Origin of the sequence: Dyadobacter sp. CY356 (genome assembly GCF_021440195.1) — a bacterium.
GTDB lineage: Bacteria > Bacteroidota > Bacteroidia > Cytophagales > Spirosomataceae > Dyadobacter.
Map to the genome: position 1 here is coordinate 190,874 of NZ_JAJTSZ010000007.1, position 26,773 is coordinate 217,646.

At 38.6% G+C, this 26,773-nt stretch carries 22 protein-coding genes; 14 read left to right on the top strand and 8 right to left on the bottom strand.

Annotation, left to right across the window (positions count from 1 at the left end; translation table 11 throughout):
* Positions 1-38: 38 nt before the first annotated feature.
* Together mce and rsgA are read right to left on the bottom strand one after the other, a co-directional pair.
* Positions 39-452, bottom strand: coding sequence for a methylmalonyl-CoA epimerase (gene mce, locus LXL81_RS21735; protein WP_234648866.1), 414 nt, complete (start codon positions 450-452; stop codon positions 39-41).
* A gap of 18 nt (positions 453-470) precedes the next feature.
* Complete coding sequence (rsgA, locus tag LXL81_RS21740; RefSeq protein WP_234648867.1) at positions 471-1,406, bottom strand: ribosome small subunit-dependent GTPase A; 936 nt, start codon at positions 1,404-1,406, stop codon at positions 471-473.
* 291 nt (positions 1,407-1,697) lie between these two features.
* Between rsgA and LXL81_RS21745 the strand changes: the two genes are divergently transcribed.
* Entirely contained in the window at positions 1,698-2,921 is a 1,224-nt protein-coding gene (locus LXL81_RS21745) for an ROK family transcriptional regulator (RefSeq protein ID WP_234648868.1), read from the top strand.
* Positions 2,922-2,979: 58 nt separating this feature from the next.
* Here the strand turns inward: LXL81_RS21745 and LXL81_RS21750 are convergent, their stop codons facing one another.
* Positions 2,980-4,254 (bottom strand): 3-deoxy-D-manno-octulosonic acid transferase, encoded by a 1,275-nt coding sequence (locus LXL81_RS21750; protein WP_234648869.1) that lies wholly within the window; start codon positions 4,252-4,254, stop codon positions 2,980-2,982.
* 283 nt (positions 4,255-4,537) lie between these two features.
* On the opposite strand from LXL81_RS21750, the gene LXL81_RS21755 reads away from it, so the two are divergent.
* The 4 genes from LXL81_RS21755 (at position 4,538) to LXL81_RS21770 (ending at position 9,116) form a co-directional block, all read left to right on the top strand.
* The gene (locus LXL81_RS21755) at positions 4,538-5,302 is read left to right on the top strand and encodes a hypothetical protein (RefSeq protein WP_234648870.1); all 765 of its coding nucleotides are present in this window, start codon (positions 4,538-4,540) and stop codon (positions 5,300-5,302) included.
* 72 nt (positions 5,303-5,374) lie between these two features.
* Positions 5,375-6,253: a lipoyl synthase gene (gene lipA, locus LXL81_RS21760; protein ID WP_234648871.1), complete on the top strand. Its 879-nt coding sequence runs from the start codon at positions 5,375-5,377 to the stop codon at positions 6,251-6,253.
* A gap of 236 nt (positions 6,254-6,489) precedes the next feature.
* Complete coding sequence (gene metK / locus LXL81_RS21765) at positions 6,490-7,770, top strand: methionine adenosyltransferase (RefSeq protein WP_234648872.1); 1,281 nt, start codon at positions 6,490-6,492, stop codon at positions 7,768-7,770.
* Between the two features lie 227 nt (positions 7,771-7,997).
* Positions 7,998-9,116 carry an acyl-CoA desaturase gene (locus tag LXL81_RS21770; protein WP_234648873.1) on the top strand — a complete coding sequence of 373 codons (1,119 nt, stop codon included), beginning with the start codon at positions 7,998-8,000 and terminating at the stop codon, positions 9,114-9,116.
* Here LXL81_RS21770 and LXL81_RS21775 read toward each other — a convergent pair.
* The 4 genes from LXL81_RS21775 to LXL81_RS21790 all read right to left on the bottom strand — a co-directional run bounded on the left by LXL81_RS21775 (position 9,105) and on the right by LXL81_RS21790 (position 14,065).
* Entirely contained in the window at positions 9,105-9,521 is a 417-nt protein-coding gene (locus LXL81_RS21775; protein ID WP_234648874.1) for a putative toxin-antitoxin system toxin component, PIN family, read from the bottom strand. The genes LXL81_RS21770 and LXL81_RS21775 overlap by 12 nt on opposite strands.
* 7 nt (positions 9,522-9,528) lie before the next feature.
* On the bottom strand, positions 9,529-9,765 hold the full coding sequence (locus LXL81_RS21780; RefSeq protein ID WP_234648875.1) for a hypothetical protein: 237 nt from the start codon (positions 9,763-9,765) through the stop codon (positions 9,529-9,531).
* A gap of 66 nt (positions 9,766-9,831) precedes the next feature.
* The gene (locus LXL81_RS21785; RefSeq protein WP_234648876.1) at positions 9,832-12,945 is read right to left on the bottom strand and encodes an efflux RND transporter permease subunit; all 3,114 of its coding nucleotides are present in this window, start codon (positions 12,943-12,945) and stop codon (positions 9,832-9,834) included.
* 52 nt (positions 12,946-12,997) lie between these two features.
* Entirely contained in the window at positions 12,998-14,065 is a 1,068-nt protein-coding gene (locus LXL81_RS21790) for an efflux RND transporter periplasmic adaptor subunit (protein WP_234648877.1), read from the bottom strand.
* A gap of 361 nt (positions 14,066-14,426) precedes the next feature.
* Here LXL81_RS21790 and LXL81_RS21795 point away from each other — a divergent pair, with 361 nt between their 5' ends.
* Genes LXL81_RS21795 through LXL81_RS21805 form a run of 3 tightly spaced genes read left to right on the top strand, consistent with a single transcriptional unit; the run spans position 14,427 to position 21,703 of the window.
* Entirely contained in the window at positions 14,427-20,393 is a 5,967-nt protein-coding gene (locus LXL81_RS21795; protein ID WP_234648878.1) for an alpha-2-macroglobulin, read from the top strand.
* 40 nt (positions 20,394-20,433) lie between these two features.
* Positions 20,434-21,231, top strand: a complete 798-nt coding sequence (locus LXL81_RS21800) for a hypothetical protein (RefSeq protein WP_234648879.1) — start codon at positions 20,434-20,436, stop codon at positions 21,229-21,231.
* A complete protein-coding gene (locus LXL81_RS21805; RefSeq protein ID WP_234648880.1) occupies positions 21,221-21,703 on the top strand; it encodes a PIN domain-containing protein in 483 nt (160 codons plus the stop codon). Before LXL81_RS21800 ends, LXL81_RS21805 begins: the two co-directional genes overlap by 11 nt.
* A gap of 3 nt (positions 21,704-21,706) precedes the next feature.
* Here the strand turns inward: LXL81_RS21805 and LXL81_RS21810 are convergent, their stop codons facing one another.
* On the bottom strand, positions 21,707-22,924 hold the full coding sequence (locus tag LXL81_RS21810) for a DegT/DnrJ/EryC1/StrS aminotransferase family protein (RefSeq protein WP_234648881.1): 1,218 nt from the start codon (positions 22,922-22,924) through the stop codon (positions 21,707-21,709).
* 154 nt (positions 22,925-23,078) lie between these two features.
* On the opposite strand from LXL81_RS21810, the gene LXL81_RS21815 reads away from it, so the two are divergent.
* The 6 genes from LXL81_RS21815 (at position 23,079) to LXL81_RS21840 (ending at position 26,752) form a co-directional block, all read left to right on the top strand.
* Complete coding sequence (locus tag LXL81_RS21815) at positions 23,079-24,365, top strand: hypothetical protein (protein WP_234648882.1); 1,287 nt, start codon at positions 23,079-23,081, stop codon at positions 24,363-24,365.
* 89 nt (positions 24,366-24,454) lie between these two features.
* Complete coding sequence (locus tag LXL81_RS21820) at positions 24,455-24,985, top strand: GNAT family N-acetyltransferase (RefSeq protein WP_234648883.1); 531 nt, start codon at positions 24,455-24,457, stop codon at positions 24,983-24,985.
* 10 nt (positions 24,986-24,995) lie between these two features.
* Positions 24,996-25,460 (top strand): GNAT family N-acetyltransferase, encoded by a 465-nt coding sequence (locus tag LXL81_RS21825; protein WP_234648884.1) that lies wholly within the window; start codon positions 24,996-24,998, stop codon positions 25,458-25,460.
* Positions 25,461-25,499: 39 nt separating this feature from the next.
* A complete protein-coding gene (locus tag LXL81_RS21830) occupies positions 25,500-25,727 on the top strand; it encodes a hypothetical protein (protein WP_234648885.1) in 228 nt (75 codons plus the stop codon).
* Positions 25,712-26,101, top strand: a complete 390-nt coding sequence (locus tag LXL81_RS21835; protein WP_234648886.1) for a type II toxin-antitoxin system VapC family toxin — start codon at positions 25,712-25,714, stop codon at positions 26,099-26,101. Before LXL81_RS21830 ends, LXL81_RS21835 begins: the two co-directional genes overlap by 16 nt.
* Before the next feature lie 129 nt (positions 26,102-26,230).
* Entirely contained in the window at positions 26,231-26,752 is a 522-nt protein-coding gene (locus tag LXL81_RS21840; RefSeq protein WP_234648887.1) for an isoprenylcysteine carboxylmethyltransferase family protein, read from the top strand.
* Positions 26,753-26,773: the final 21 nt, after the last annotated feature.

Consider the following 26,773-nt stretch of genomic DNA (forward strand, 5'->3'; position numbering starts at 1 on the left):
AAGTCCTATCCTATTTCATAAATCAAAAGCCGGATTCTTTAAAGATCCGGCTTTTTGATTTCCTGGCAGAGCTCGATCAAAACTCCATTCGTTCCTTTTGGATGAAGAAAACAGACCAGTTTATTATCCGCTCCTTTTTTTGGTTTTTCATTTAACAAAATAAAACCTTCTGATTTCAGCCGATCCATTTCTTCTATAATATCCTCTACTTCAAAAGCAATATGGTGAAATCCTTCACCTTTCTTCTCTATGAATTTAGCAATCGCGCTGTCAGCATTTGTAGCTTCCAGCAATTCTATTTTTGTTTGATTAATCTGAAAAAAAGATGTTTCAACAAATTCTGATGCTACTGTCTCCCTTTTGTAAGGCAACGTATTGAATAAAACACCAAACAACTTTTCAGCAGCTTCAAGATCTCTGACAGCAATTCCGATATGTTCAACGTTCTTCATGCTTTCAGAAATTACATTTTAACGGCGGTTATCTCCACCTCCAACCATACTTAAATAACTTTCATAACGGCTGAATGCAATTTCTCCACCACTCACTGCATCTTTAATTGCGCAACCTGGTTCATTGATATGCTGACAATTATTAAACCGGCATTCGTTCAGTCGGGTACGCATTTCAGGAAAATAATGGCTGATTTCCTCGGGTTTCATATCGGCCAGCCCAAGTTCTTTAATACCCGGTGAATCTATAATAAATGTCCCGGGCTCTAATTCAAACATTTCTGCAAAAGTAGTTGTGTGAACACCTTTGTTTGCAAAAGTCGAAACTTCCTGCGTTTTTATATCCAGTGTTGGTGCAATGGTATTGACCAGTGTTGATTTTCCAACACCGGAATGGCCGGATAAAAGTGAAACTTTTCCACGCAACAGCTGACTAAAATCTTCCAGACCTTCGCCGGTTACAGCCGTTGTAGCCAGGCAGGTATAACCCAGACTGGTATACAAATCCATAAGTTCTGTCTGAAATTCCTTGATTTCATCGTTTAACAAATCCTGTTTGTTAAAAATGATAACACCCGGAATCCTGAACGATTCGATTGCTACGAGAAATCTGTCCATAAATCCAAGCGACGTTCTTGGAAAAACCAGTGTGGCGATCAAAATCGCCTGATCCACATTTGCAGCAATTAAATGTGCGTGCGCGGTTTTATGTACCGATGCACGAACGACATAATTAACGCGTGGGAGAATTTCATATATTATACCTGAGTTTTCATTCTCATCTTCAATTTCAAAACGCACAAAATCACCTACTGCAATGGGATTTGTAACTTTCAATCCCATCGTTTTAAATTTTCCCTTCAAGCGGCACTGCCAGATATGTCCGTCCCGATCGTCCCTGACTTCATACCACGATCCTGTTGAGCGAATCACCAATCCTTTTTCAAACTCCATTCCAACTATTTAATATGAATGCAATAACGAATATAGCAGAACTTTCAGGCTTGTTTGACGCAAAGAATAAATAATTACAAAAGCAGCGAATTTAATCAAGTAGTTTTTCCACTCCCTTTGTCTTTCCTCTACAATAATGGTATAGTATCAAAATATATCCCGAATGATATATTAAGTTATTTTAATAAAATTCGGGGTTTTGATATATTTTTTTATATATTAGTCCCGCGACTTTACCATTATTGGCTGGTAATCGTCTTTGAACCTTACTACCACAATTCAAAATATGCTATGAATTCCGCTGTTGAAGAGCCAAGCTCCGTTATTGATATAAGAAAAAACCGCCTCCGAAGTAACCTCTTGCTGGAATTGTACCAATCTGGTGATACTTCCATAAATAAAATGGCCCGTTTGTTTCACGCCAGTATACCTTCCGCCACCGGTATTGTTAATGAACTGATGCGCGAAGGGTGGATTACCGAAACCGGAACCGGCCCTGCAAGAGCCGGACGCCCGCCTGTTTTGTATGGACTGAACAGCAAAAAATATTTAAACCTGATCATGGACATCAATCGCCATGATACACATCTTGTAATTTTCGATCTTCACAACCAGATTATTGTGAAGCGCAAGGTGGATATAAAACTGGATGATTCTTCGACTTTCCTGGAAGAACTTTTTAAGGAAACTGATACATTTTTAAAATTCCACGATATCCCTTATTCAAAATTATGGGGAATCGGCGTTTCCATGCCTGGTTTGATAAATTCAACGCAGGGTGTTAACCTTACTTACTTAAATCTGACGCCTCCCGGAGTTCCATTGGTTTCCTATTTAAAGAAGCACTTTAATCTGCCGGTTTGTCTTTTTAATGATACAAAGGCGACGACTATCGGTGAACACCGTTTTGGATATGCAATTAATAAGTCACAGGTTTTAACAATCAATATTGACTGGGGTGTTGGTCTTGGAATTTTGTTGAATGGTGAAGTCTTTAATGGCGCTTCCGGCTTTGCCGGAGAATTAGGCCATATTCAGGTTAAACCTGACGGACTACTTTGTCATTGTGGAAAAATTGGTTGTCTTGATACCATAACATCTGCACTTGCATTGATACGTCAGGCGAAAGAAGGTATAAAAAATGGCCGCGCCACAATTTTGTCACAAATAGTAGAGGATAATCTGGACCTTCTGGACACGAGCCACATCATTGAAGCTGTTCATGCCGGTGATGAATTTTCAATTGATTTGTTAAGTACAGTTGGAACTGAGTTAGGAAAAGGATTGGCAACGGCCGTTCATTTATTTAATCCCGAAGTAATTATTGTCGGTGGATTGCTGGCAGAGGCGGGGCCGTTTATTTCTAATCCAATCGAGCAGGCAATTAATAAATATTGTTTATCAGACTTTAAGAACACTTTATCGCTGCATATCTCCAAACTTGGCCCAAAAGCAAGATTACTGGGCACACAAGCCCACTTATTTGAGCACTTAATTGTAAAAGAATTCTCCTGAAAATTATAGTATAGGGGCGTCAAAAGACAGAATCGGATTCGTATTTTGACGCCCTTATTTATTTTTTCAATAAAATATTTCTTACTTTTTCCATAACAAGCGCAGTGGCTCCTGTCCTTGATGCAACGTATTTCTCGCTGATTCCCCCAAGGTTTTTACGCCTGGAAGGCTCACTTAACCATTCGGTAAGGTATTGTTTAATTTCATTTGTATCGGCAACAGCTTTTGCACTTCCCTCTTGAATCAAATCCTGAGCTTCCTGAAATTTCTGATACTTTTTATTTCCAAAAAGAATAGGAACGCCAAACGTCGCCGCTTCCAGAATGTTATGTAATCCTGTTGCGAAAGAACCGCCAATGTACGCTATATCGCTGTATCGGTATAAAGATGAAAGCATTCCGATATTGTCAATAATCAAATAGTCAAACGGCTCAATTTCAGCAGAATTATCATATAACTTTTTGTATTCTGAATAAAGCATCGACTTTTTGCCCAGCGATTTTTGCCAGCTTTCCATTTGATGTTTTTCAATTTCATGTGGTGCGATGATCGCTTTCAGTGGTAGTGCAATCTGATTCAAAGCCGGAATTAATACTGTCATATCAGCCTCCCAAACCGAACCAGCAACCAGACATGAAGAATTTTGTAAAAATGACTCTATTTCAGGCAATTGCCTCACACTTAGTGCAATACTCCTTACACGATCAAAACGCGTATCTCCTGCCAGGGAAGAGTTTGTAATATTAATCTGCTGCATCAATTTCAATGACTCTTCATTTTGAACAAATAAATGATCAAAATAACCCAGCATTTTTCTGTAAAAACTACCGTAGGATTTAAAGAAAACCTGATCAGGCCGGAAAATGGTTGAAAATGACAGTATGTGACAATCGTTATTTTTTAAAGCGACAAGATGATTATACCAGAATTCATATTTAATAAAAAATACAATTTCCGGTTTGATAATTTCCATAAAATCTCTCGCATTCCTGGCCGTATCCAGCGGCATATAACACACATAGTCAGCACCGGAATAATTTTTTCTGACCTCATATCCGGAAGGAGAAAAAAATGTGAGCAGGATAAAATAATCAGGGAATTCTTTACGAAATTCTTCCATCACCGGCCTTCCCTGTTCAAATTCTCCCAGAGAAGCTGCATGGAACCACACAACCGGACGGTTGCCAATTAATTCCGGCAAAACAGCTTTCAGCTTTTCAATCAATCCTTCACGACCCTCAACACCAAGTTTAACTTTCGGACTGAATAATGCTGCCATTTTCATGGCTCCGGAAAAGGCGTTCATCGCCAGTTGATATATAAATTCTGACAAAATAAGCGGGATAGCTGAAATGAAAATTTACTCCTTTATACGATATCAATAACATGATTTATCATGAAATTTTGCTATCTTAACTTACAATTCTGAAACGAAAAATCCTTAAATAAATAGCCGTCAAAACAGCCGATTTTTATTCTTTTTTCGTTTAAAGAACATAAATGTACAAAAAACCGTTAATGTGAAATCCGGATACAGGTGGATATACTTATATTTTGTAATTTCACTTTCCATTCGCACATTAAATAATATCATCAAGAGATATATTCGCGTAAATATGATTCGTGTAAAAATTTTACTTTCGATCTGTATTCTGGTTACTTTTTCCACGGATATATTTGCCCAGCGCAAAACCAAGAGTGAGGAATCCGAAGAAGTGTATAAATCCTTCACTTCTTTTGGTGTAACAACAAACACCAATTCAGGAATACTGGGCGGTGCGGTTTTCAGAAAATCAAATCTGATGTCTTCTACCCTTTTCGGGAAAAACCAGTACAGGTATCTGGCCGTAGAACTCGTAAATGTGAAACACCCGAAAGAACAAGCACAAAGTTTTAATACCGGTGCACGTTTCACTTTTGGAAAGGAAAATTATCTGTTTGTATTAAGACCTGAATATGGCCGTGAACTTGCACTTTTCAACCGCCATGATGATGAGGGTATTTCGATCAGTGCCATTCTTGCGGCAGGACCTTCCATTGGTTTTGAAAAGCCATATATGATCCAAAAACAGGTCTCCGGAGGCCGGGTGCAGACTGTGCCTGTAAAAATAGATCCTTCATCGCCGGTAGATCCATATGAAAATTTTGTTGGCGTAGGTAGTTTTTTCTCAGGTTTCGGACAAAGCAAAGTTGTACCAGGCCTACACGTAAAAGCGGCGTTGAGTTTTGAACTTAGTGCGTTCAGAGAAAATGTAACAGGTGTTGAAATTGGATTTTTAGCAGAAGGCTTTACCCGCAAGATTGAGATTATGGGTTATGCTGACAATAAAAGCGTCTACACTTCGGGTTTCATCACACTCTATTTTGGCAGCAAGAAATAAGTCGCTAAATTTATATAATGTTTGCATCAGCCGCTGACAACTGCTGATGGTTTTTGACTTTGATTAGAAATCATGATTGAACTTCCAGTAATTCCTTCCGAGCGCAAAAAACGTCCGGATTGGCTAAGAGTAAAACTTCCGGCAGGACCAGAATTTCGCAAGGTTCGCCAGTTGGTTGACAATTATAAGTTACATACAATTTGTGAGAGCGGAAGCTGCCCGAATATGGGTGAGTGCTGGGGAGCAGGTACTGCTACTTTTATGATTTTGGGAAACGTTTGTACGCGTAGTTGCAGTTTTTGCGCCGTAGCAACCGGACGTCCGAATGAATATGATGCCGATGAACCACGCCGTGTGGCGGAAGCGATAAAATTAATGGGTGTAAAACATGCCGTTCTTACTTCCGTAAACCGGGACGAATTGAAAGATCGCGGTGCTGAAATCTGGTATCAGACGGTTCGTCAGGTTAAAGAAAATACGCCAGAAACGACTATTGAAACATTGATTCCTGATGTTAAAAATAACTGGGATGCACTGATCCATATGATTGAAGCTGGTCAGGAAGTTGTTTCTCACAATATGGAAACGGTTGAACGTTTGTATCGTTCGGTTAGGCCACAGGCAAAATACCAACGCAGTCTTGAACAAATCAAAAGAACAAAGGAATTTGGTCAGCGCACAAAATCCGGTATTATGCTTGGATTGGGTGAAACGCAGGATGAAGTTTACAAGGCGATGGATGATCTGGTTGCGCATGGACTGGACATTTTGACTCTGGGCCAGTATTTACAGCCTACGAAAATGCATCATGAAGTAATAGAATGGATCACGCCTGCAATGTTTGACAATTACAGAGAAGAAGGATTAAGAAGAGGATTAAAATATGTTGAATCGGGCCCATTGGTTCGTTCCAGCTACCATGCAGAACGTCATGTTAATGTTCCGATCTGATTTTTGAAATAAAATATAAATAAAGAAGCCTGATTCTGCCTGGTGCGAAGTCAGGCTTCATTATTTAATAACGTTTCAAAACTATATTCTTAAAATTTATCTATTATGGGCAACTTATCGATTTTTCCATGCTTAATATTTGGTTAATGTCTTAAAAAAATTCAATTTTGTTGCTTAATTTGAAGTACGGTTATTATCATAATAATTTAAGAAGTACATAAAACCTAGTACCTACTATGCCATATCTATTTACCTCGGAGTCCGTATCTGAAGGACATCCCGATAAAGTAGCTGACCAGATTTCAGATGCACTGATTGATAATTTTTTAGCCTGGGATACAAACAGTAAAGTTGCTTGTGAAACTTTGGTTACAACAGGACAAGTAGTTTTGGCGGGAGAAGTAAAAACGAACACTTATCTTGACGTACAAAAAATCACTCGTGAAGTAATCCGCAGGATTGGATATACCAAAAGTGAGTACATGTTTGAAGCAAATTCATGCGGGATTTTATCTGCGATCCATGATCAGAGTGCTGATATCAACCAAGGTATAGATCGTGCTGTTGCAACGGAATCTTTTGAAGAAAAGGCGAACGCGCAGGGAGCCGGCGACCAGGGAATGATGTTCGGTTATGCAACACGCGAAACTGACAACTACATGCCGCTTGCTTTGGATCTTGCACATAAGATTCTTCAGGAAATGTCATATATCCGCAATAATGAGCCTGAACTGATTCCATATCTTCGTCCTGATGCCAAATCGCAGGTAACGATAGAATACAGTGACGAAAACGTTCCGTTGCGAATTGATACTATTGTTGTTTCAACACAACACGACGACTTTGACGAAGAAGCTACAATGCTTGCGAAAATCAAGGAAGATATCATCAATATTGTAATACCCCGCGTTAAAGCGAAATTGACTGATTCATTACAAAACTTATTCACTGACCACATAACTTTCCATATCAATCCGACAGGGAAATTTGTAATTGGCGGTCCGCATGGTGATACTGGTCTTACCGGCCGTAAAATCATAGTAGATACCTACGGTGGAAAAGGTGCTCATGGTGGTGGTGCTTTCTCTGGAAAAGATCCTTCCAAAGTTGACCGTTCAGCTGCATATGCAACACGTCATATTGCAAAAAATATGGTTGCTGCAGGACTTTGTGATGAAGTACTTGTTCAGGTTTCTTACGCGATTGGTGTTGCACAGCCTTGTGGTTTGTATATCAATACTTACGGAACTTCAAAAGTTGCGGGTCATGATGGTGAAATTGCTTCGAAAATTGAAAAGATCTTTGACTTGCGTCCATATGCAATTGAGCAACGTCTGAAACTTCGCAACCCGATTTATTCAGAAACTGCTGCTTATGGTCATATGGGACGTAAAAACGAAGTTGTTAAGAAGACTTTCAAAAGTGCAAATGGTGAAGAAAAAGAAGTTGAGGTCGAACTATTTACATGGGAAAAACTTGACTTCGTAGATAAAATCAAAGAGGCATTCGCTCTTTAAGAAAAAGTTATTTTTGAAAACAAAAAAGGTCGGCAGCATTGTCGGCCTTTTTTGTTTTCAATTTTTTTTGCGCCATGTTACTTCATTATTAATTATTTGAATTATTTAGAACAATTCTTTTGAATATTGATTAATTACGTATTTTTGGCCAATAATCATACCTTCCATTCGTTGTTACGGAGCCGGATAAAATATTTTTTCTCTTTGGTATCAACTATTAAAATTTTATGCAGCATCAGAAAATCAAATTTGTTAATAAGGAAAAATCCACTTTTTTCCCCACGCTAAGACAAAGAGTTGATCTTTATTTTTCTGAAAACGAGCTATCCAAAACAGGCGGTAATAAAATAATTTACAAGGCTTTGTTCATGTTGAGCCTTTATATCATTCCCTATATATTAATACTTTCAGGTTCTTTCAATGACCTGGCGATGTTGGGTTTATCTGTTATTATGGGTGTGGGTATAGCTGGCGTGGGCATGTCTGTGATGCATGATGCAATTCATGGCTCCCTGGCAGAATCCAATATTCTAAACAAGATCTTTGGTGGTTCCATTTATCTGCTGGGTGGCAATGCCTACAACTGGGAAGTTCAGCATAATCGTCTTCACCATACCTATACCAACATTCACGAGGTTGACGAAGACATTACTGGCAAGTTTCTGTTACGATTATCTTATCAGGAAAAACAAAAATACATACATCGCTTCCAGCATATTTATGCTTTTTTCCTTTATAGTCTGATGACGATTTCATTTCTGTGGAAAGATTTCAAAGAGATATCTTTATTTAATGAAATGTCAAAATCAGGGATGACAAAACCTTATCCAAGAAAAGAATTGATTCGTTTGATCGTAAGCAAACTGGCTTATGTCCTTTTCATTTGTGTGCTTCCACTGGCATTTACTTCCATCACTTTTGGTGAATGGGCCATCGGATTTATGGCGATGCATTGTACCGCAGGACTTATTTTGAGCACTGTTTTTCAAATGGCACATGTGGTTGAGGGAACCGATCAGCCGATTCCCGATAATGCGGGCAGTATTGAAAATGCCTGGGCAGTTCATCAATTACAAACGACTTCAAACTTTGCTGGTAAAAACAGGTTTCTTTCCTGGTATATTGGAGGACTGGATTATCAGATCGAGCATCATTTATTTCCGTCTATTTCACATATACATTACCACGCGCTTTCACCAATTGTTAAGGAAACTGCCAAGGAATTTGGCCTGGATTATAATGCGAAATCTGATTTCATCAATGCACTTGGGTCGCACGTCAGAATGCTGAGACAGATGGGAACGAGGACTTCCGGGTTTGAAATTGGTATAGTATTACGCAATTAGGTCTTTGAGAATCTTTAAAAAATCTGCTGCTTTAATTACCGTTATCTCTGGAAATTCAATAGTAGCAAGAACATCATAATGACGGTCATTTGTGACCAAATAATCTGCGTTACAGCTTACAGCACAATCTGCAAATTTGTTGTCATCTTTATCTGCATCAATAAGTTGCCAATAATAATAAGGAATGATTTTATGAACATTTGAAAGATTCAGCAATTCAATAAGTTGTAAATCAGTCCGATTTAAACCTAACCTTAAACCAATCTGCTCTTCATATTCGGCCAGAATTTCATTAGTAAGGTATAAATCGTATGCCTTTTCCTGAAGAGCTAAATAAATCAAGTGATAAGCAGAGCGACTTGATAAGGATACTAACAGAACGTTAGTATCTAAAACTATATTCATAAGTATGCTATTGGTTTGGATCGTTAAGAATGTCTTCCATGTCTTGTTGAGTCCAACCATTATTATCCCACGCATCATCAGCCAGATTTGTCAGCCTTTGCGCAAAATATTTTCCAATTAGTTCCTTTATATTTTTTAAATCCTCCTCACTAACTTCTCTTGTATACAGCTGTAAAAGCTCTTGCTGAATATTTGTGAAAGGAGTTTTAAGAGCTGATGACATATCTGCTTCTTTAATGTTCATTTCAAAGTTAATAAATATCCAATGCTATTTCAATAGTACGCAAACTTAGTGATGGCTTGTAGTCATCTACACATGTGCCTGCTCATCAATTTCACTTTCCCTGGCAATTTTTTCTATCATCTTCATTTTATCAAAATTCTTTTCTCTTGAAAGGAAAGTATACATCGCAGGAATAACGTAAAGTGTCAGAACAAGGGAGAAAAGCAAACCACCCATAATCACAATTCCCATCGACATACGGCTTCTACCTGCGGATCCCAATGCCATAGCGATCGGTAAGGCTCCAAGGATAGTTGCTAAACTTGTCATTAAAATAGGACGGAAGCGAAGCGTTGCTGCTTCCAAAGCCGCTTCCTTAATTCCAAGTCCGGTTTCTCTCAACTGATTTGCAAATTCAACAATTAAAATACCATTTTTAGTTACCAATCCAATCAGCATGATCATACCGATCTGGCTGAAAATATTTAGGGTTTGATTGAAATACCAGAGTGAGAAAACTGCTCCGCCGATCGCCAATGGCACTGTGATCATGATAATAAAGGGATCGACAAAACTTTCAAACTGTGCTGCCAGAATAAAGTAAATCAATACCAGGGCGAGGAAAAAAGAGAACATCGTGTTAGAAGAACTTTCCGCATAATCCCTTGAAGAGCCACTCAGAGAAGTTTGAATCGCCTCGTCTTTCAACTTATCACGAATCCTATCCATTGCAGCAATACCGTCGCCAATAGTTTTTCCCGGCGCAAGAGAAGCCTGAACAGTTGCACTCATATAACGGTTAAAATGGAAAAGTTGCGGCGGGCTGCTTTCCTCTACCGTTTTTACAATGTTATCAAGCTGAATCAGACTGCCATTACTACTCCGCACAAACATGCTTTTCAAATCCAGAGGTTCATCCCGGTTAACTCTGTCGTATTGACCAATTACCTGATACTGACGCCCATTCATTGTAAAATAACCAAAACGCTGTCCCGCAAAAGCAAATTGCATCGTCTGCGCTACATCCTGAACCGAAATCCCGAGCGACTTCGCCTTTTCTCTGTCAATCATGATCTGCAATTCAGGCTTACTGAATTTGAGGTTGACATCCGTGATAGCAAAAGTCGGATCGTTAGATGCTTCCTCCATAAATTTGGGAAGATATTCACGCAATTTTTCAAAATCCGGAGCCTGTATTACATACTGAACAGGAAGGCCGCCTTTTGAATCTACGGCAATGGTTTGCTGCTGAACGATGAATGATTTGGCGTCAGGGTAACGTTTTAATTGTTTTGTAATATAATCTGCTATTTCCTGCTGCGTTTCCTTTCGCTCCATTCTATCGGTAAGCGCAATCCTCCCACTACCTGTATTGGCTGCTCCCAAACCGGAATTTCCCGGTGAAGTAATCAGCATCAAACCTTTTCTGCCAGGCATCGAATCCATCAGCATCTGACCGATATTTTGAACATAATTATCGGTAAATTCAAAGGAAGAACCTTCCGGTGCTGTTACTTGTAAACGGAACCAGTTACGGTCATCTAATGGTGCCAGCTCAGATTTAAGATCTTTTCCAAAAAACCAGATCATCCCCAAAGTCAAACAAATCAATGGGATCGCTACCCATCTTACTTTTAAAAATGAATTCAAAGCCTGCCCATAATTATTTGTCAGACTTTCAAAGAAAGGCTCTGTTTTTTCATAGAACCAACTTTTCTTATGCGTCTTACGAACCAGATAAGCATTAAGCATCGGTGTCAGTGTCAGCGATACAAAAGCAGAAATAAGTACCGCTGCCGAAATCACGATCCCGAACTCCCGGAAAAGTTTCCCGACAAACCCTTGCATGAAAATTACTGGAAGAAATACCGCTGCAAGCGTAATTGAGGTAGAAAGTACCGCAAAAATAATTTCATTGGAACCTTTAATCGCCGCCTCAATGGGAGGCATCCCCTCTTCAATTTTCTTAAAAATATTTTCCGTGACAACAATTCCGTCATCCACAACCAAACCGGTTGCCAAAACAATTGCTAATAATGTCAATACATTGATCGAAAAGCCCATGATGTACATCACGAAAAAAGTACCGATCAATGAAACCGGAATGTCGATCAATGGCCGGAATGCGATAAGCCAGTCGCGGAAAAACAGGTAAATGATGATCACTACAAGAACAATTGCTATGGCCAAAGTTTCGCCAACCTCTTCAATTGATCGCTCCACAAATATGGTATTGTCGATCAGCGTCCCCAGTTCATAATCTTTTGGAAGCTCCCTCTTGATATCAATCAGCCGCTTATTTACTTCTTCTGAAATATTAATATAGTTTGCACCTGGCATCGGAGAAATCGCCAGACCGATCATCGGAACATTGTCCAGTCGCAATATGGTCTCCTCGTTTTCGGGACCAAGCTGTGCGTAACCAATATCTTTTAAATGTATCGTTTGTGTGGTTGTATTTTTAACGATCATCTCGTTAAAATCATCTTCTGTTTTAAAACGACCAACCGTTTTTACCGTTAATTCTGTATTATCACCGGCCAGTTTTCCGCTTGGCAATTCTATGTTTTCCTTATCCAGTGCAGATTTCACATCCTGCGTGGTTACGCCTAATGATGCCATTTTCACAGGATCCATCCATATCCGCATAGCATATTTTTTCTGACCAAATATGCGGATTTCACTCACGCCCTCAATCGTCTGAAGACGCTGGGCAATTACATTTTCAGCATAATCACTAACTTCCAGATGTGAGCGCGTATTACTTTTAAATGTGAGAACAATAATCGGTTCGGAATTTGCATCGGCTTTTGCTACAACCGGCGGCCCATCTATATCCAGAGGCAAACTTCGTGACGCTGAACCCACCTTATCCCGGACATCATTTGCGGCGCGCTCCATATCCACACCGATGTCAAACTCGACAGTGATCTGGCTTGTTCCCTGGCTGCTGGTGGAATTTATCGATTTTATACCTTCAATACTATTCAGCTGTTTTTCCAGCGGTTCGGTAATCTGGGATTCGATGATATCCGCATTAGCCCCGGTGTAACTTGTCCTGATAGAAACAACCGGCGGGTCGATGGAAGGAAATTCCCTCATCCCCAGAAAGGTATAGCCCAAAAAGCCAAACAAAATGATGAGAAGATTCATCACAATGGCTAAAACCGGCCGCTTGATCGAAAGCGTTGAAATACTCATAGAAAATATATTAAGCGCGGCTATAACCGCAGTAAGTCTTCAAATGCTAAAATCAATTTACCTTCACCAGAGAATTAGGTTTGATGGCCATTATCCCCGAAGTGATCAGAGAATCACCCTGCTGCAAACCATCCAGAACCTGGATTTTCTTTTCTGTCCTTAATCCAGTTGTAACCATCGCTTCTGTTGCTTTTCCATTTTTCACAACAAAAACTTTTTTACCTTTCAAAACCGGCACAATGGCTTCCGTAGGAATCATTACCGCTTTGTTGTTGGCTGCCAGTGCTGCTTTTACTTTGACAAACATCCCCGGCACAAACTTCCCGGATGGATTTTGAGCAATAGCACGGATTCGCAGTGTCCGAAGACTTTCATCCACTTTTGGTTCCAGCGCAACCACTTTTGCCGAATAATTCGCCGCGTCGCCATCCAGATTAAATGTGATGGCACTTCCTACATGAATATTGGAAGTATATTTTTCAGGTACTGTAAAATCAATCTTGATCGGATTGCTTTGTATGATGGTAACGATGGACGTACCCGGAGCCATATATGCGCCTTCGCTGATATTTTTCAATCCAATTCTGCCGTTGAAAGGTGCACGAATTTCTGTTTTTTCGAGCTGTGATTCAATGACTTCTTTGTCTGCATCCAACACTCTGATGTTGTTGGAAGTAATGTCATATTCTTCCAGATTAATGGCTTCAACTTTTAAAAGTTTTTGCTGACGAAGCTCAATTTTACGTGCAAGATCCTGATTGAACTCAACTTTTTGTAATTGCGCTTTAAGTTCGCGGTCATTTATTTTGGCAATTAACTGTCCTTTTGTGACATACGACCCCTCCTGAATATTCAATTTGACAAGACGGCCCGAAATTTCTGCCATCAGATTAACCTCTTCATTTGGCAATACCGTACCCGAAGCAAATATTTGATTATCGATTGTTTCCATGCCAACCACATATACATTAACCGGAATTGCCCCTGATCCTGCGGATTTGCCTTCTTTTTCACTACCTCCGGCAACCCCGGATTTCTCACTTTCCGATTTTGGAAAAACATAAATTTTCCCAAGAATAAGGATGATAATAATTGCACCGATTAAAATTACTGTACGCATAGAGGATAAAACTAAATTCTGTTCAATTTGTATATACTAAAATTATATTTCTTCAAATCATTCAAATAAAGATACTTCATATTGTACAAAGGGGCAAAGGCTTACTTTTTTACTTTATAACGGATTAATCTATGTGACCGTTATTTATTAAAAAAGATTTTGTTCGAATAAATACTGTTAAAACTGACTTTACTTTTCATTACATTTCACCGTATAGCCGAATTTTAATTGAAGCGTTGAAAAGAAAATTACCTAATTCATCACACAAATTATGAAATTATCAGCCTCCCCTCTCCTGTTCAGTTTTATCATTCTTTTATGTTTTTTCAATAAAACTGTTAGAAGTCAAAATCTGAATAAAATGTACGAATCGAAATGGAAAAATGTGACGAAATATGCTGAAAAGGGATTGTCGCAGTCCGCTTTGACAGAAGTGAAAAAAATATATCAGCTTGCAAAAAAAGAAAAACAGGATGCCCAGGTTATCAAGGCAGTCGTTTACATGATTGATTTACAAAGTGAGAATCGTGAAGACGTAGAAGTTATTTCAATTCAGGAACTTGAAAAAGAAATCAATACCAATAAAGAACCGGCAAAATCAATTTTGACGAGTTTGCTTGCAAAAAAATATTTTCTTTATTATCAGCAAATACGCTGGCAGCTTTACGACCGAAAGACAACCAAAGAATTCAAAAAAGAAGATATCAGTACCTGGACAACCGAAGACTTTCATGACAAAATTTCAACCTTATATCTGCGTTCCATAAGTCAGGAAAAATTATTAAAACAAACTTCCCTGGACAGTTATGATGCAATTCTGGTAAAAGGAAACGTCCGCAAATTACGACCGACCTTATACGATTTATTGGCTCAGGAAGCTTTGGTATATTTTTCAACAGACGAAAGAGATATTAAAAAGCCGGCTTATTCTTTTGAGATAAACAGTGCTTCCGCCTATGATCCGGCAGCGGATTTTATTCATCGGAAATTTGAAACAAGGGATACCACTTCGCTGGAATTTTACGCCTTAAAATTGTATCAAAAGTTAATTGCCTTCCATATTAATGACAAAACCGCTGACGCACTGATCGACGTAGATTTACAGCGTTTGGTATTCGTTAAGCAAAAATCCGTACATCCGGATAGTGACGAATTGTATTTCATGTCGGTTAATCACGTGGCGGATCAATACAAAAATATGCCCGCCGCGGCACAAGCCTGGTATTTGACTGCTTTTTGGCATTATGAAAAAGATAACGAATATGAAGCAAATCAGGACACTACGAAGCGCTTTGAAAAAGTTAAAGCCGTAGAAATTTGTGAAAAGATCATCAAGCTAAATCCCGAAACAGAGGGAGGAATTAATGCTTATAATTTACTGCAAACCATCAAACAGAAAAGTCTGCAATTTATGACGGAAACGGTAAATATTCCTGGTAAGCCTTTTCGAATGTTGGTAGAGTATCAAAATATAACCAGACTCTATCTTCGGATAATCCGCGCGACCGAGGAAATGAAGATCCGGATAAATGACGGACTAACTTCGAAAAATCTCAATATGTTTATTGGTTCTTTACCAATACGTTCATGGGAACAACCCCTACCCGACACAAAGGATTATAAGGAGTACAACCTTGAAATTAAAGTCGATGCACTGCCGATTGGAGAATATTTTATTCTTGCTTCTGACAACCCCAATTTTAAAAATCCCAAAGCCCTGGTGGGGGCAAGCCTGCTACACGTATCCAATATTAGTTATGTGCAAAGAGGAGAAGATCTTTTTGTTCTAAATCGTGATACAGGCCAACCTTTGTCCAAAGCAAAAGTCAATATTTGGCAAACCCGTAGTGATCGCTCTGTCTCAGGATACACAAAATTAAGCTGTGAGATATTTGTAACAGATAACAATGGATATGTGAAAAGAAAACAGATTAAGCATCCAAAAGTTACTACGGAAGAATTGTTTGAAATTACGCATGAAAAGGATAAATTTTCTATGCAAAGCGATGCATACACTACTTATTATATATCTCCGGAAAGAGAAACTACAATATTGAGACAATCATATCTTTTCACTGATCGCAGCATTTATAGACCCGGACAAATAGTTTACTACAAAGGAATTGCCACCAAAGGAGAATCTCCTCTTTCTTCACTGGATACCAATGTTGAGATTCCGGTTATATTAAAAAACACAAATGGAGAGAAAGTTGACAAAAATGTAGCTCACGTGAACGACTATGGAAGTTTTTCTGGTAAATTTCAATTGCCTAAAAATGCTTTAAACGGAGAGTTTACGCTTTATATTAACGAAATCAGCAGTATTACATTTCATGTGGAGGAATACAAAAGGCCGCGATTTTCAGTATCTTATGATTCACTACAAACTACATACAAATTAAAAGATTCTATTAGGATTACTGGAACGGCGATTGCTTATGCTGGGAATGCTATTGAAGGGGCGAAAGTTTCGTATCATGTAGTAAGAAATACGAGATTAAATACACGCGCATTCTTTCCAATTATGCCCGTTGAAATCGCACACGGCGAAATTAGCACGGAACAATCCGGAAAATTCCATATTGTCTTTCAGGCAATTCCTGATTCAAAAGTTAATAAAAATACGGAACCAATTTTTCATTACACCATCCATACGGAAGTTACCGATATCACCGGTGAAACCAGAAGTGAAGAAACAACGGTTTCAATGGGCTATCACGCCGTTATCCTAAAAACGGAGATTGCCGACATAATCCGGATGGACAGTTTCAAAAATCTTGCTATACGAACGGAGAATATGAATGGAAAACTTACGGAATCCGATGTAAAAGTAAAAATCATACGTCTTACTCCGGAAAACAGACTTATTCGAGAACGATTATGGAATCGGCCGGATCTTTTTGTGATGTCCAAAACCGAATTTATTACTCTTTTCCCTAATGATGAATATGATAATGAGTTAGATTTTGAGAGTTGGCCTGAACAACATGTCGTTTTCGAGAAAACAAAAAGACTAACCCTCAATAAAGGATTTGATATTTCCGAAACCAAATTTAATGCCGGTTTTTACAAAGTAGAAATCACCGCAATCAAGTCGGGTGAAGAAATAAAAGACATAAAATATATTGAATTGACCGATCCAGGAAGTGAGAAAACTAACCGACCGGAATATCTCGTAACCAAAGAAAGTTTACCTATTGAACCCGGAGAAAAGACATTTTTTAAAATCGGTTCATCGGCCAGCCAGGTTTTTGTAATTAGCAGCTCAACCCGGAAAGAAAAAGACGCAAAACCATTTTCCCTTTTTTCCATAAATAACGAAAAGAAAACATTTGAATTCCAGGCGACAGAAGCTGATCGCGGGGGATATAGCGTTGATTATTTATTTGTAAAACATAATAGGATCTTTACACACAATGAAGTTGTTGAGATACCCTGGACTAATAAAGACCTCCAAATTGAGTTTCTCACATTCCGGGACAAAACGTTACCGGGAAGTAAGGAAAAATGGAAAGTCAAAATCACGGGCAATAAAAAAGAAAAAGTTGCATCAGAAATGGTCGCATCTATGTATGACGCTTCATTAGATAATTTTTATCCTCATCAATGGACTAAGCCAGAGTTATGGCAGTTGATTTATGATCAGGAAGAATGGAATGCTTCTGAAAATTTCTCGCGGGGAGAAGCCCGCATAAAGTCATTTGATTATTTTATGAATAACAAAGTTTTGGACAAAATATACGATGCTTTTAGTTGGGAACATTTTTATAAAGGAGGAAGCACTCTTAGAAAACCTGTGCGGATGGAGGTGTTGGAAGATGTAAGTTTAATGGAATACGCTTCCGTGGAAATAGTTAAACCAAAGCTGAATATCGCAGGTCTGGCATACGAGCGTGGTATGCCAAAACAAGACGAAGGTAAATCAGAAAAAGAACCAATACGTGATAAAGCGGTTATTAAGAAAGATGGAATTAATTATACCCGTAAAAATTTCAACGAAACCGCCTTCTTCTTTCCGGATTTACTGACCAACGATAAAAGTGAAATTGAATTTTCATTCACAATGCCTGACGCTTTAACCCGCTGGAAATTTCAGGCACTGGCTCATACAAAAGCACTAGCTTTGGGATACAGCTCGAAAGAAATCGTTACTCAGAAGGAGCTGATGGTCCAATCAAATGCACCACGTTTTTTGCGCGAAGGCGATAAAATTTCATTTAGTTCAAAAGTTGTAAATCTCACAGATAAGGAACTCAACGGAACGGTTATTTTTCAATTGTTTGATACTGAAACGAACACATTATTAGACGATGTTTTCAAGAATACTTTGTTCACACAATCATTTCGTTTAAAAGGCAAAGAAAGTAAGACAGTGCAATTCCCGATTGAAGTACCTGAAAATTTCACCAAAACATTAACCTGGCGGATTACAGCAAAATCCGGTTCTTATTCGGATGGTGAAGAACACTTTTTGCCAGTGCTTGGTAACAGGATTTTGGTTACGGAAACACTTCCATTATCTATCCGGGGAAATGGAATGAAGGATTTTAAATTTGAAAAACTGATCAATTCAGGAAATTCCAGGACAATTACGAACCAATCTCTAATCTCTGAATTTACAACCAATCCTGCCTGGTATGCTGTTCAGGCCGTACCTTATCTGGCGGAAAGTCGTTTTGATTGTGCCGAACAGATTTGGAACAGGTATTATGCCAACGCCCTGGCAGCAAATATTATCAGTTCATCGCCACGCATTTCCAAAGTTTTTGAACCCTGGCGAAACGCTGACACAACCGCCTTACTCAGTAATTTGCAAAAAAACCAGGAATTGAAATCCATTTTATTAGAAGAAACGCCCTGGGTATTGGCTGCGAAAACAGAAAGCCGGCAAAAGAAAAATATTGCTTTGTTATTTGACCTGAACAAGATCAGCAACGAGCTGAATTCCAATTTTGCAAAACTTGAACAAATGCAAAATACCAATGGCGCGTTCAGCTGGTTTAAAGGCGGACCGGATGACCGGTATATGACGCAGTATATTTTATCCGGGATAGGTCATTTGAGAAAAATAAATAGAAATGAGAAAAATAAGGATGCAAAACTGGATATCGTGATACAAAAAAGCATCCGGTTTCTCGACCAAAAAATGAAAGAGGATTACGATCTTTTAGTCAAAGAAAAAACTGATTTAAACAAAGTTTCAGCTAGTGCAAGCACCATCCAGTACTTGTATATGCGCAGCTTTTTTCCTGAAATTGAAATACCAAAAACATCTCAGAAAGCCTGGAATTATTTCCGTGAACAGGCAAAACTTTCCTGGATGACACAATCAAAATATATCCAGGGACTGACAGCTCTGGCACTTTACAGAACAAACGAAAAAGAAATTCCGAAAGCCATTTTAAAATCATTGAAAGAAACTGCGATCACGAATGAAGAAATAGGAATGTATTGGAAAAATAATCAGCCTGGCTGGTGGTGGTACGAAGCACCCATCGAAAGACAGGCATTACTAATTGAGGCCTTCCAGGAAATAACCAGCGATACTGAAACTGTAAATAACCTGAAAACCTGGTTGTTAAAAAATAAACAAACCAACAATTGGGAAAGTACCAAAGCAACTGCCGAAGCCTGTTACGCACTGCTGATGCAAGGATCCGATATTCTGAGCCAGGAGTTTGTGGTTACGATGCGTTTGGGAGATATGACTTTAAAATCATCTGAGCAGAAACAGGAAGCCGGAACAGGATATTTTAAAACGATTATTGAAGGAGTAAAAGTAAAGCCTGAAATGGGTAATGTAAAAGTGGAGGTAAACACAAATTCATCATCTGATCTTCCCGGCTGGGGTGCGGTTTACTGGCAGTATTTTGAAAATATTGATAAAGTATCTTTCTCTGAAACTTCATTGAAATTATCCAAAAAGCTTTTCATAGAAAAAAACACGTATAAAGGCCCGGTACTTACTTTAATAAAGGAAGGCGACAAACTGCATGTTGGAGATAAAATAAATGTTCGAATAGAACTTCGCGCCGACCGTGATATGGAATATGTTCATATGAAAGATCTGCGGGCGGCCGCTTTTGAACCTGTCAATGTGTTAAGCGGATATAAATGGCAAGGTGGATTAGGCTATTATCAAAGCACAAAAGACGCCAGCACCGATTTCTTTTTTGACCATTTAAAAAAAGGAACCTATGTTTTTGAGTATCCGCTTTTTGTGACACACGACGGAGATTTCGCCAATGGAATTACAAATATTGAGTGTATGTATGCGCCGGAATTTTCAGGGCATAGTGATGGGGTGAGGGTTGAGGTTGGGCGGTGATTAACCAGATATCAATCAATAGTTAAATCATGAAAGCAAATTGTTATCTTTACTTGTGGACAAAATCGGATATATAGAAATAAGAATTACAGGGTCAAAGGGAAATCTTAACCTCTCACCAGATAATTACGACATTCGCGAGATTATTTCTATTCTCGAAAATGTTGAGAACTTACTATACCCTGGCGAAAAAAAAGACAGGCCAATAATCAGCTATAAAATTGAAGAAGGATCTGTAAAACACATTTTTAAGACGTCCATTCAGTATATTATTGGTTTTAATGCAGTCGTTGGTCAGATTAATCATATCCAAAATATTGATTTTCTGGACATTTCAACAGCAACGGCATTTGAAAATATACAAAATATAGCTGCAAGGCGGGACTATGCGTTTACCATTAAAACATCGGTTGAAAAATCTAATTCGGTTAAAATAGATCGCAATACTCAGTATTATAGAACTGAGGCAGTTTGGGCAGATGCCGAGTTTTATTTTTATGGGAAAGTGACCAATGCGGGAGGAAAAGAAAAAGCAAATATTCATGTCTCAACGGAGGATTTAGGTACGATCCGAATACAAACTCCGATAAGTTTTTTAGAAAATTATGACGACAATCTTCTTTATAAAAGTTTTGGCGTGAGAGCGACGGGAAAACAGCATTCGGAAACAGGAGAAATCGATACTTCCAGCCTAAAATTTGTTGAAATGGTAGATTATCATCCCAGATACGATGAACAATATCTGAATAATCTTATCGATAAAGCGTCAAATAATTGGGCACAGGTTTCTGACAAAGATTCCTGGTTAAGAGAAATCAGAGGTAGCTATGAAGATTAGGGAAAGTGTTTTTTGTGATACCAGTTTTTTCATTCGTCTTTTGGATAAAAACGATCCTCTGCATAGAAATGCCGGAGGATATTTCAAATATTTTACGGAAAATGGTTTTCCCCTTTTGATAAGTACGATAGCAATTGCTGAATACTGCGTCCGTGGGAAAATTATTGATCTTCCACTACGAAATTTACAAATTGTTCCTTTCAATCTGGATCATGCCTTACGAACAGGTGAATTCTCGAAGACAATTTTTGAAAATAAGAATAGGCTTGATTTAAATCAAAGAAGTATTATCCCGAATGACACAAAACTTTTTGCACAAGCAGATACTGAAAAAAGTGTGCAATACTATCTTTCATCGGATACCGAAAGTTTTAAAATTTATAATCTTCTTAGAAAAGAATCAGATCCTAAATTCGAATTCATAAATTTAAGTTCACCTTTTGATATCCAATTTGGTATACTTAATTTATAAAACTTATTCCGCCACAGCCCTCTGAATCTTCAAAACCGCATTCAAAAAACCATCCATATCTTCCCTCTCACCTAACATGCCATTCTGTAAAATCCAGACAGCATTCGTATTACATGCAGCCTCAGCAACCGGACAGATTACTGCACGGTAATCAACGGTTTCAGGAATCGCATAACACATAAAATTCTTATTCTGAAAAAGCGGTTGTTTGTATAATGGATGTAGATAACCTTTGAAACAGGGGACGCCCTCGGCAGCAAGCATTTCTACAAATTTGTCTTTGGGAGTGTTGCCAAATTTTGATGCATCATATTTGAATATGTAAATATGATAACAGTGCATCGTGATTTCATCACTTCTCGTCAAGGGTAATATTCCTTCAATATTTTTTAGTAATTGATTCAGATACAGCCCGTTTTCATTCCTTTTTTCTGTTTGAGTTTGTAATCTTTTTAACTGATGAGAAAGTAAAACGGCTTGCATTTGCGTGATCCGGTAATTACATCCAGGATTGTAATGATCATACCACTGTCCGCCTTCGACACGCCCAACATTTCTTAAAGAATTCACCATCGCATATAAATCATCATCATCTGTGACCACAATTCCTCCTTCACCAGCCGTCAGGTTTTTGGATGATTGAAAACTGAAACTTCCCGCATCGCCAATGGAGCCAAGTTTTTTTCCTTTGTATTCTGCTCCGTGTGCATGGGCAGCATCCTCAATTACACGTAAATTATGTCTTTTAGCTATGTCCAAAATCGCATCCATATCGCAGGCCAATCCGCCAAAGTGGACAGGAATTATTGCCCTGGTGCGTGAAGTTATTGCCGCTTCAATTTTGGTATGATCAAGATTATACGTGTCAGGATGGATATCTACAAAAACCGGAACGCAGTTACATTCAATCACAGTTGATGCTGTTGCAATAAACGTATAGGGTGGCACGATCACTTCATCGCCCGGTTTAACGCCACATGCAATTAAAGCCAGCCGAAGCGACACGGAGCCGTTCACACAGCTCACAGCATACTTGCTTCCGGAAAAAGCAGCAAATTCCTTCTCAAATTTTTCAACCTCGTCGCCACAATCCGGATTCCCCCACTTTCCACTGGCTATAATTTCTGATACAGCCTGAACTTCCTGTTCGTCAAAAATTGGCCAGGGAAAGTTACGTTTAACAGATTTTTCTCCCCCATCAATTGCTAATAGCTGGCTCATTCCCGACTTGGTTTTAATTCAAAATTATAGCTCTCTATCACATACTTGGAAAAATGGATTTAAGACTATCCACCCCAAATCAGCAATCAAAATATAGCCTGTTTTTAACATTGTACAGTAATATTTCTATAATACTAAAACCGTCATTTTACTCGTGAAAAGTCAAAAGCTCTTTCCAGCCATCGTTATTGCTGCCATTTCCTTAGCCACTGCCTGGGCTATTCGCGGCCAGTTTGGACATGAGCAAGGTGCGGCCTGGGCAGGAAGTTTTGGTGCTTTGAGTATAGTCCTGCTGGCTAAAAGACAAGATTGGTATGCAAAGATCTTTCAGCTGACACTCGCATCTGCGGCTGGCTGGGGCATTGGCGGAATAGCAAGTTACGGACTGGTGGTCGGATATGGAAGAAGTACAGAATTTGGCAATGCCTATTATGGTCTGGTCATGCTTTTTATTATTGGCGGGTTATTTGGTTTACTGGGAGGTGGCCTGTTCGGCATTGCGCTTGGCGACAGCAAGGAAAAGCCCGTGAAATGGTATAACCTTATCGTTGAGATGACGATCGGCGGAATCATTTTTTACTATCTGCTAATCGAAGAATTTGGATGGCTCATGACACCTCCACGCGGCGAGTACTGGGCAACTTGCCTGGGAATGGCCATTGCCATGTTTTGGTATATGATTCGTCAGAAACAATATGCTGCCATTCGGGTTGCTGTTTTTGCAGGATTTGGAGCTGGTTTTGGATTTGCTTTTGGAAACTTTTTACAGGTTATGGGTCATGTTTCAAAGATCAAATTCAACTTCTGGAATGTGATGGAATATTCAATCGGTTTCTTTGGAGGACTGGGTATGGCTTACGGCACCTTCACTTCTGAATGGCCGGTTTCAGAAATGAAAACCAACCGGAATAAACTCATTGCTCCACTTTTAATTTTAACACTAATAATTCCATTTTTCGTCTGGGACCAATCTTTTGAAACTAAACGGCTTGTGGAAACAATTCAAAGTTTTGATCCAGTAGCAGATGCCGCAGGAATTACCCAATTCGTTCAATGGATAGCGTTGCTATTGATATTACTGACTTCCGGCTACTGGTTTTATCATTTTTATTTCAACAACAATGAAAACTCAATTGCAATTGATCATCAGGATGCCATCCGTTTTTTTCTTGCACATCTCGGATTATATACCATTTACAGCATTCTGATTACCTGCGCGTTCATGAGCCTGTACAGAATTGAGCAATATCTATACATTATCAATATACTGGTAATCGGATTTTTCATCAGAAAATTTCAGCCTGGCTTTACCAACAGAGGACTGAATTTCACACGCTGGGCAATCAATTTAATTTTTATTTTAGCCTTTCTTGCCGTGATCGTAGTAGTTGCAATCAGTTCCCATGGAGAATTAATTGGCGCACATAACCGGTTTGAATGAAACTTTCAATACCCTAAGCTTGATTATTTGAACAAATATTTCGATTATGTACATTCCTGATTGGAAACATAATGAAATATCAGATAACAATGGAAATTATCAAAATTGAGTTGGTTAAGATTACCCCTTCCGATCTGGAAGAATTACAAAAACTGGGCAAACAAACTTTTCTGGAAACTTTTGCTCCGTTCAATAGTGAAGAAGATATACAGCATTACCTGCAAACCGGTTTTACGGATATGAAACTTCTTGAAGAAATTGCCAATCCCGGCTCAGCTTTTTATTTTGCAAAACTGAACAATTCACCAATTGGTTATCTCAAACTCAATTTCGGAAATGCACAAACGGAATTAAAGGATAGTGAAGCGCTGGAAATAGAAAGAATTTACGTTTTGAAAGAATTTCAGGGCCAAAAAGCCGGACAATTTCTGTTTACAGAAGCACTGAAAATTGCCAGAAATCATGGCTTGAAATACATATGGCTTGGCGTTTGGGAGAAAAATGAGAAGGCTATTAAGTTTTATGAAAAAAATGGATTTGTAGCGTTTGATAAACACAGTTTTGTACTTGGCTCGGACATACAAACGGATGTGATGATGAAACTGTCCCTTATCAATTAACAAGTAAACAATGATTTTCAGAGAAGCAAAAACGGCTGACATTCCCCAGATCCAGATCGTCAGGCTTGCTGTGAAAGAAAATGTTTTGTCTGATGCCAGCCTTGTTACAGATCAGGATTGCGTGGAATATTTAACGGTAAGAGGCAAAGGTTGGGTTCGTGAAATTGATAATCAAATCGTCGGGTTTGCCATTGCTGATTTACAGGATAACAATATCTGGGCCCTTTTTTTGATACCCGAGTTTGAAAAGCAAGGCATCGGGAGACAGCTTCACAAAACCATGCTCGACTGGTATTTTTCTAAAAAAACAGACCCTGTCTGGCTCAGTACATCGCCCGGAACGAGGGCTGATCAATTTTACCGGAAATGTGGCTGGACTGAAACCGGAAAATACGGAACAAGCCAAATACGATTTGAGATGACTGTTGAGAAATGGTTAAGTGCTAATACATTACCTTCGGTTTCCAATCACTAAAAAATTTGTTGTTGGATAAAAACTTTCTAACTTTACTTTATGCAAATACAGGTAGATATAGGCTTCGAACAACTGGTAAAAATAGCCAAAAGGCTTCCTGAAAATCAATGGACGAAGTTGAAAGAAGAAGTAGAAAAGGACAATATTAATTTTAAAGATTCTTCTGACCTGGAATCTTTAATACTATCCGCTCCTACCTTTGACGAAGGTCAGCTGAATCGTATTGAAAAAACAAGAAAAGCTATTAATCAATGGCGGAAAAAATAGTTCTTGTTGACACGTCCATTTTAATTGACCTTTTTCGAAAAACGGATAAAAACAATTCAAAACTTCTTGCATTATTAAGGCAAGGATATTCATTTAAGATTTCTGCAATAACTGAATATGAGATTTATTCTGGCGCTACTACAAATCAGCTCGATTATTGGAATAACTTGTTACAAAAAATTCAAGTTTTGCCATTTGATCAGGCCGTAGTAAAAACGGCTGTGGAAATTAATCAAACTCTCAAACAGAAGAGAAAGCAGATCGACATTGCGGATTTATTCATCGCAGCCACTGCTATCCGCAATAATCTGCCCTTTGCAACTTTAAACAAAAAACATTTTGAAAGGATTGATGAATTAATAATCATTGAATAATTTTTAGTAAAACATTAACTCCAATCTCAATTCTTTACCATAAATTAGGTATCAAAAGCAAGCTCCCAATACTTACCCGACCTGATTTATATGAGCCCGGTTTTTACTGTAATTTACCTTATATGGTTTTTGTCTGAAACATTATTGAACCGGCTACTACGTTCAAAAAGTACAGACAAACAAAATGCGGATAAAAATTCATTGCTCATTATTTGGGTTACTGTGATTGCAGCGATCTTTCTGGCTGTTTATATTTCCATTAATTACTATTTCCCTATCTATCCTGATCAAATGATTCGTTATATCGGTTTAGGAATTATTCTCCTGGGAATTGTTTTGAGAATCGCGGCTGTTTTATCGCTGGGCAAGTTTTTTACAGTAGACGTAACCATCCGGGAAGATCATAAATTAAAAAAAGACGGAGTTTATAAATATCTCCGTCATCCGTCCTACTTCGCTTCTCTTCTTTCTTTTATCGGCTTCGGGCTTTCCATTAACAGCTGGCCAGGATTGATTTTAATTGTGATAGCCGTAATGGCGGTTTTTATTTTCCGTATCAAAATTGAAGAGAAAATATTGATCGGCCAGTTTGGGGATGAGTATCTTGATTATAAGAAAAACACAAAGGGGATTATTCCTTTTATTTATTAACACTTACATATCTGCGCTTTC

Bases quoted from the DNA above. Each gene is read 5' to 3' on its own strand.
- LXL81_RS21830 (WP_234648885.1), top strand. From the start codon at position 25,500: ATGCAAATACAGGTAGATATAGGCTTCGAACAACTGGTAAAAATAGCC.
- LXL81_RS21820 (WP_234648883.1), top strand. From the start codon at position 24,455: ATGGAAATTATCAAAATTGAGTTGGTTAAGATTACCCCTTCCGATCTG.
- LXL81_RS21755 (WP_234648870.1), top strand. From the start codon at position 4,538: ATGATTCGTGTAAAAATTTTACTTTCGATCTGTATTCTGGTTACTTTT.
- mce (WP_234648866.1), bottom strand. From the start codon at position 452: ATGAAGAACGTTGAACATATCGGAATTGCTGTCAGAGATCTTGAAGCT.
- LXL81_RS21835 (WP_234648886.1), top strand. From the start codon at position 25,712: ATGGCGGAAAAAATAGTTCTTGTTGACACGTCCATTTTAATTGACCTT.
- LXL81_RS21805 (WP_234648880.1), top strand. From the start codon at position 21,221: ATGAAGATTAGGGAAAGTGTTTTTTGTGATACCAGTTTTTTCATTCGT.
- LXL81_RS21810 (WP_234648881.1), bottom strand. From the start codon at position 22,924: ATGAGCCAGCTATTAGCAATTGATGGGGGAGAAAAATCTGTTAAACGT.
- LXL81_RS21790 (WP_234648877.1), bottom strand. From the start codon at position 14,065: ATGCGTACAGTAATTTTAATCGGTGCAATTATTATCATCCTTATTCTT.
- lipA (WP_234648871.1), top strand. From the start codon at position 5,375: ATGATTGAACTTCCAGTAATTCCTTCCGAGCGCAAAAAACGTCCGGAT.
- LXL81_RS21770 (WP_234648873.1), top strand. From the start codon at position 7,998: ATGCAGCATCAGAAAATCAAATTTGTTAATAAGGAAAAATCCACTTTT.
- LXL81_RS21795 (WP_234648878.1), top strand. From the start codon at position 14,427: ATGTACGAATCGAAATGGAAAAATGTGACGAAATATGCTGAAAAGGGA.
- LXL81_RS21745 (WP_234648868.1), top strand. From the start codon at position 1,698: ATGAATTCCGCTGTTGAAGAGCCAAGCTCCGTTATTGATATAAGAAAA.
- LXL81_RS21775 (WP_234648874.1), bottom strand. From the start codon at position 9,521: ATGAATATAGTTTTAGATACTAACGTTCTGTTAGTATCCTTATCAAGT.
- LXL81_RS21780 (WP_234648875.1), bottom strand. From the start codon at position 9,765: ATGAACATTAAAGAAGCAGATATGTCATCAGCTCTTAAAACTCCTTTC.
- metK (WP_234648872.1), top strand. From the start codon at position 6,490: ATGCCATATCTATTTACCTCGGAGTCCGTATCTGAAGGACATCCCGAT.
- LXL81_RS21825 (WP_234648884.1), top strand. From the start codon at position 24,996: ATGATTTTCAGAGAAGCAAAAACGGCTGACATTCCCCAGATCCAGATC.
- rsgA (WP_234648867.1), bottom strand. From the start codon at position 1,406: ATGGAGTTTGAAAAAGGATTGGTGATTCGCTCAACAGGATCGTGGTAT.
- LXL81_RS21785 (WP_234648876.1), bottom strand. From the start codon at position 12,945: ATGAGTATTTCAACGCTTTCGATCAAGCGGCCGGTTTTAGCCATTGTG.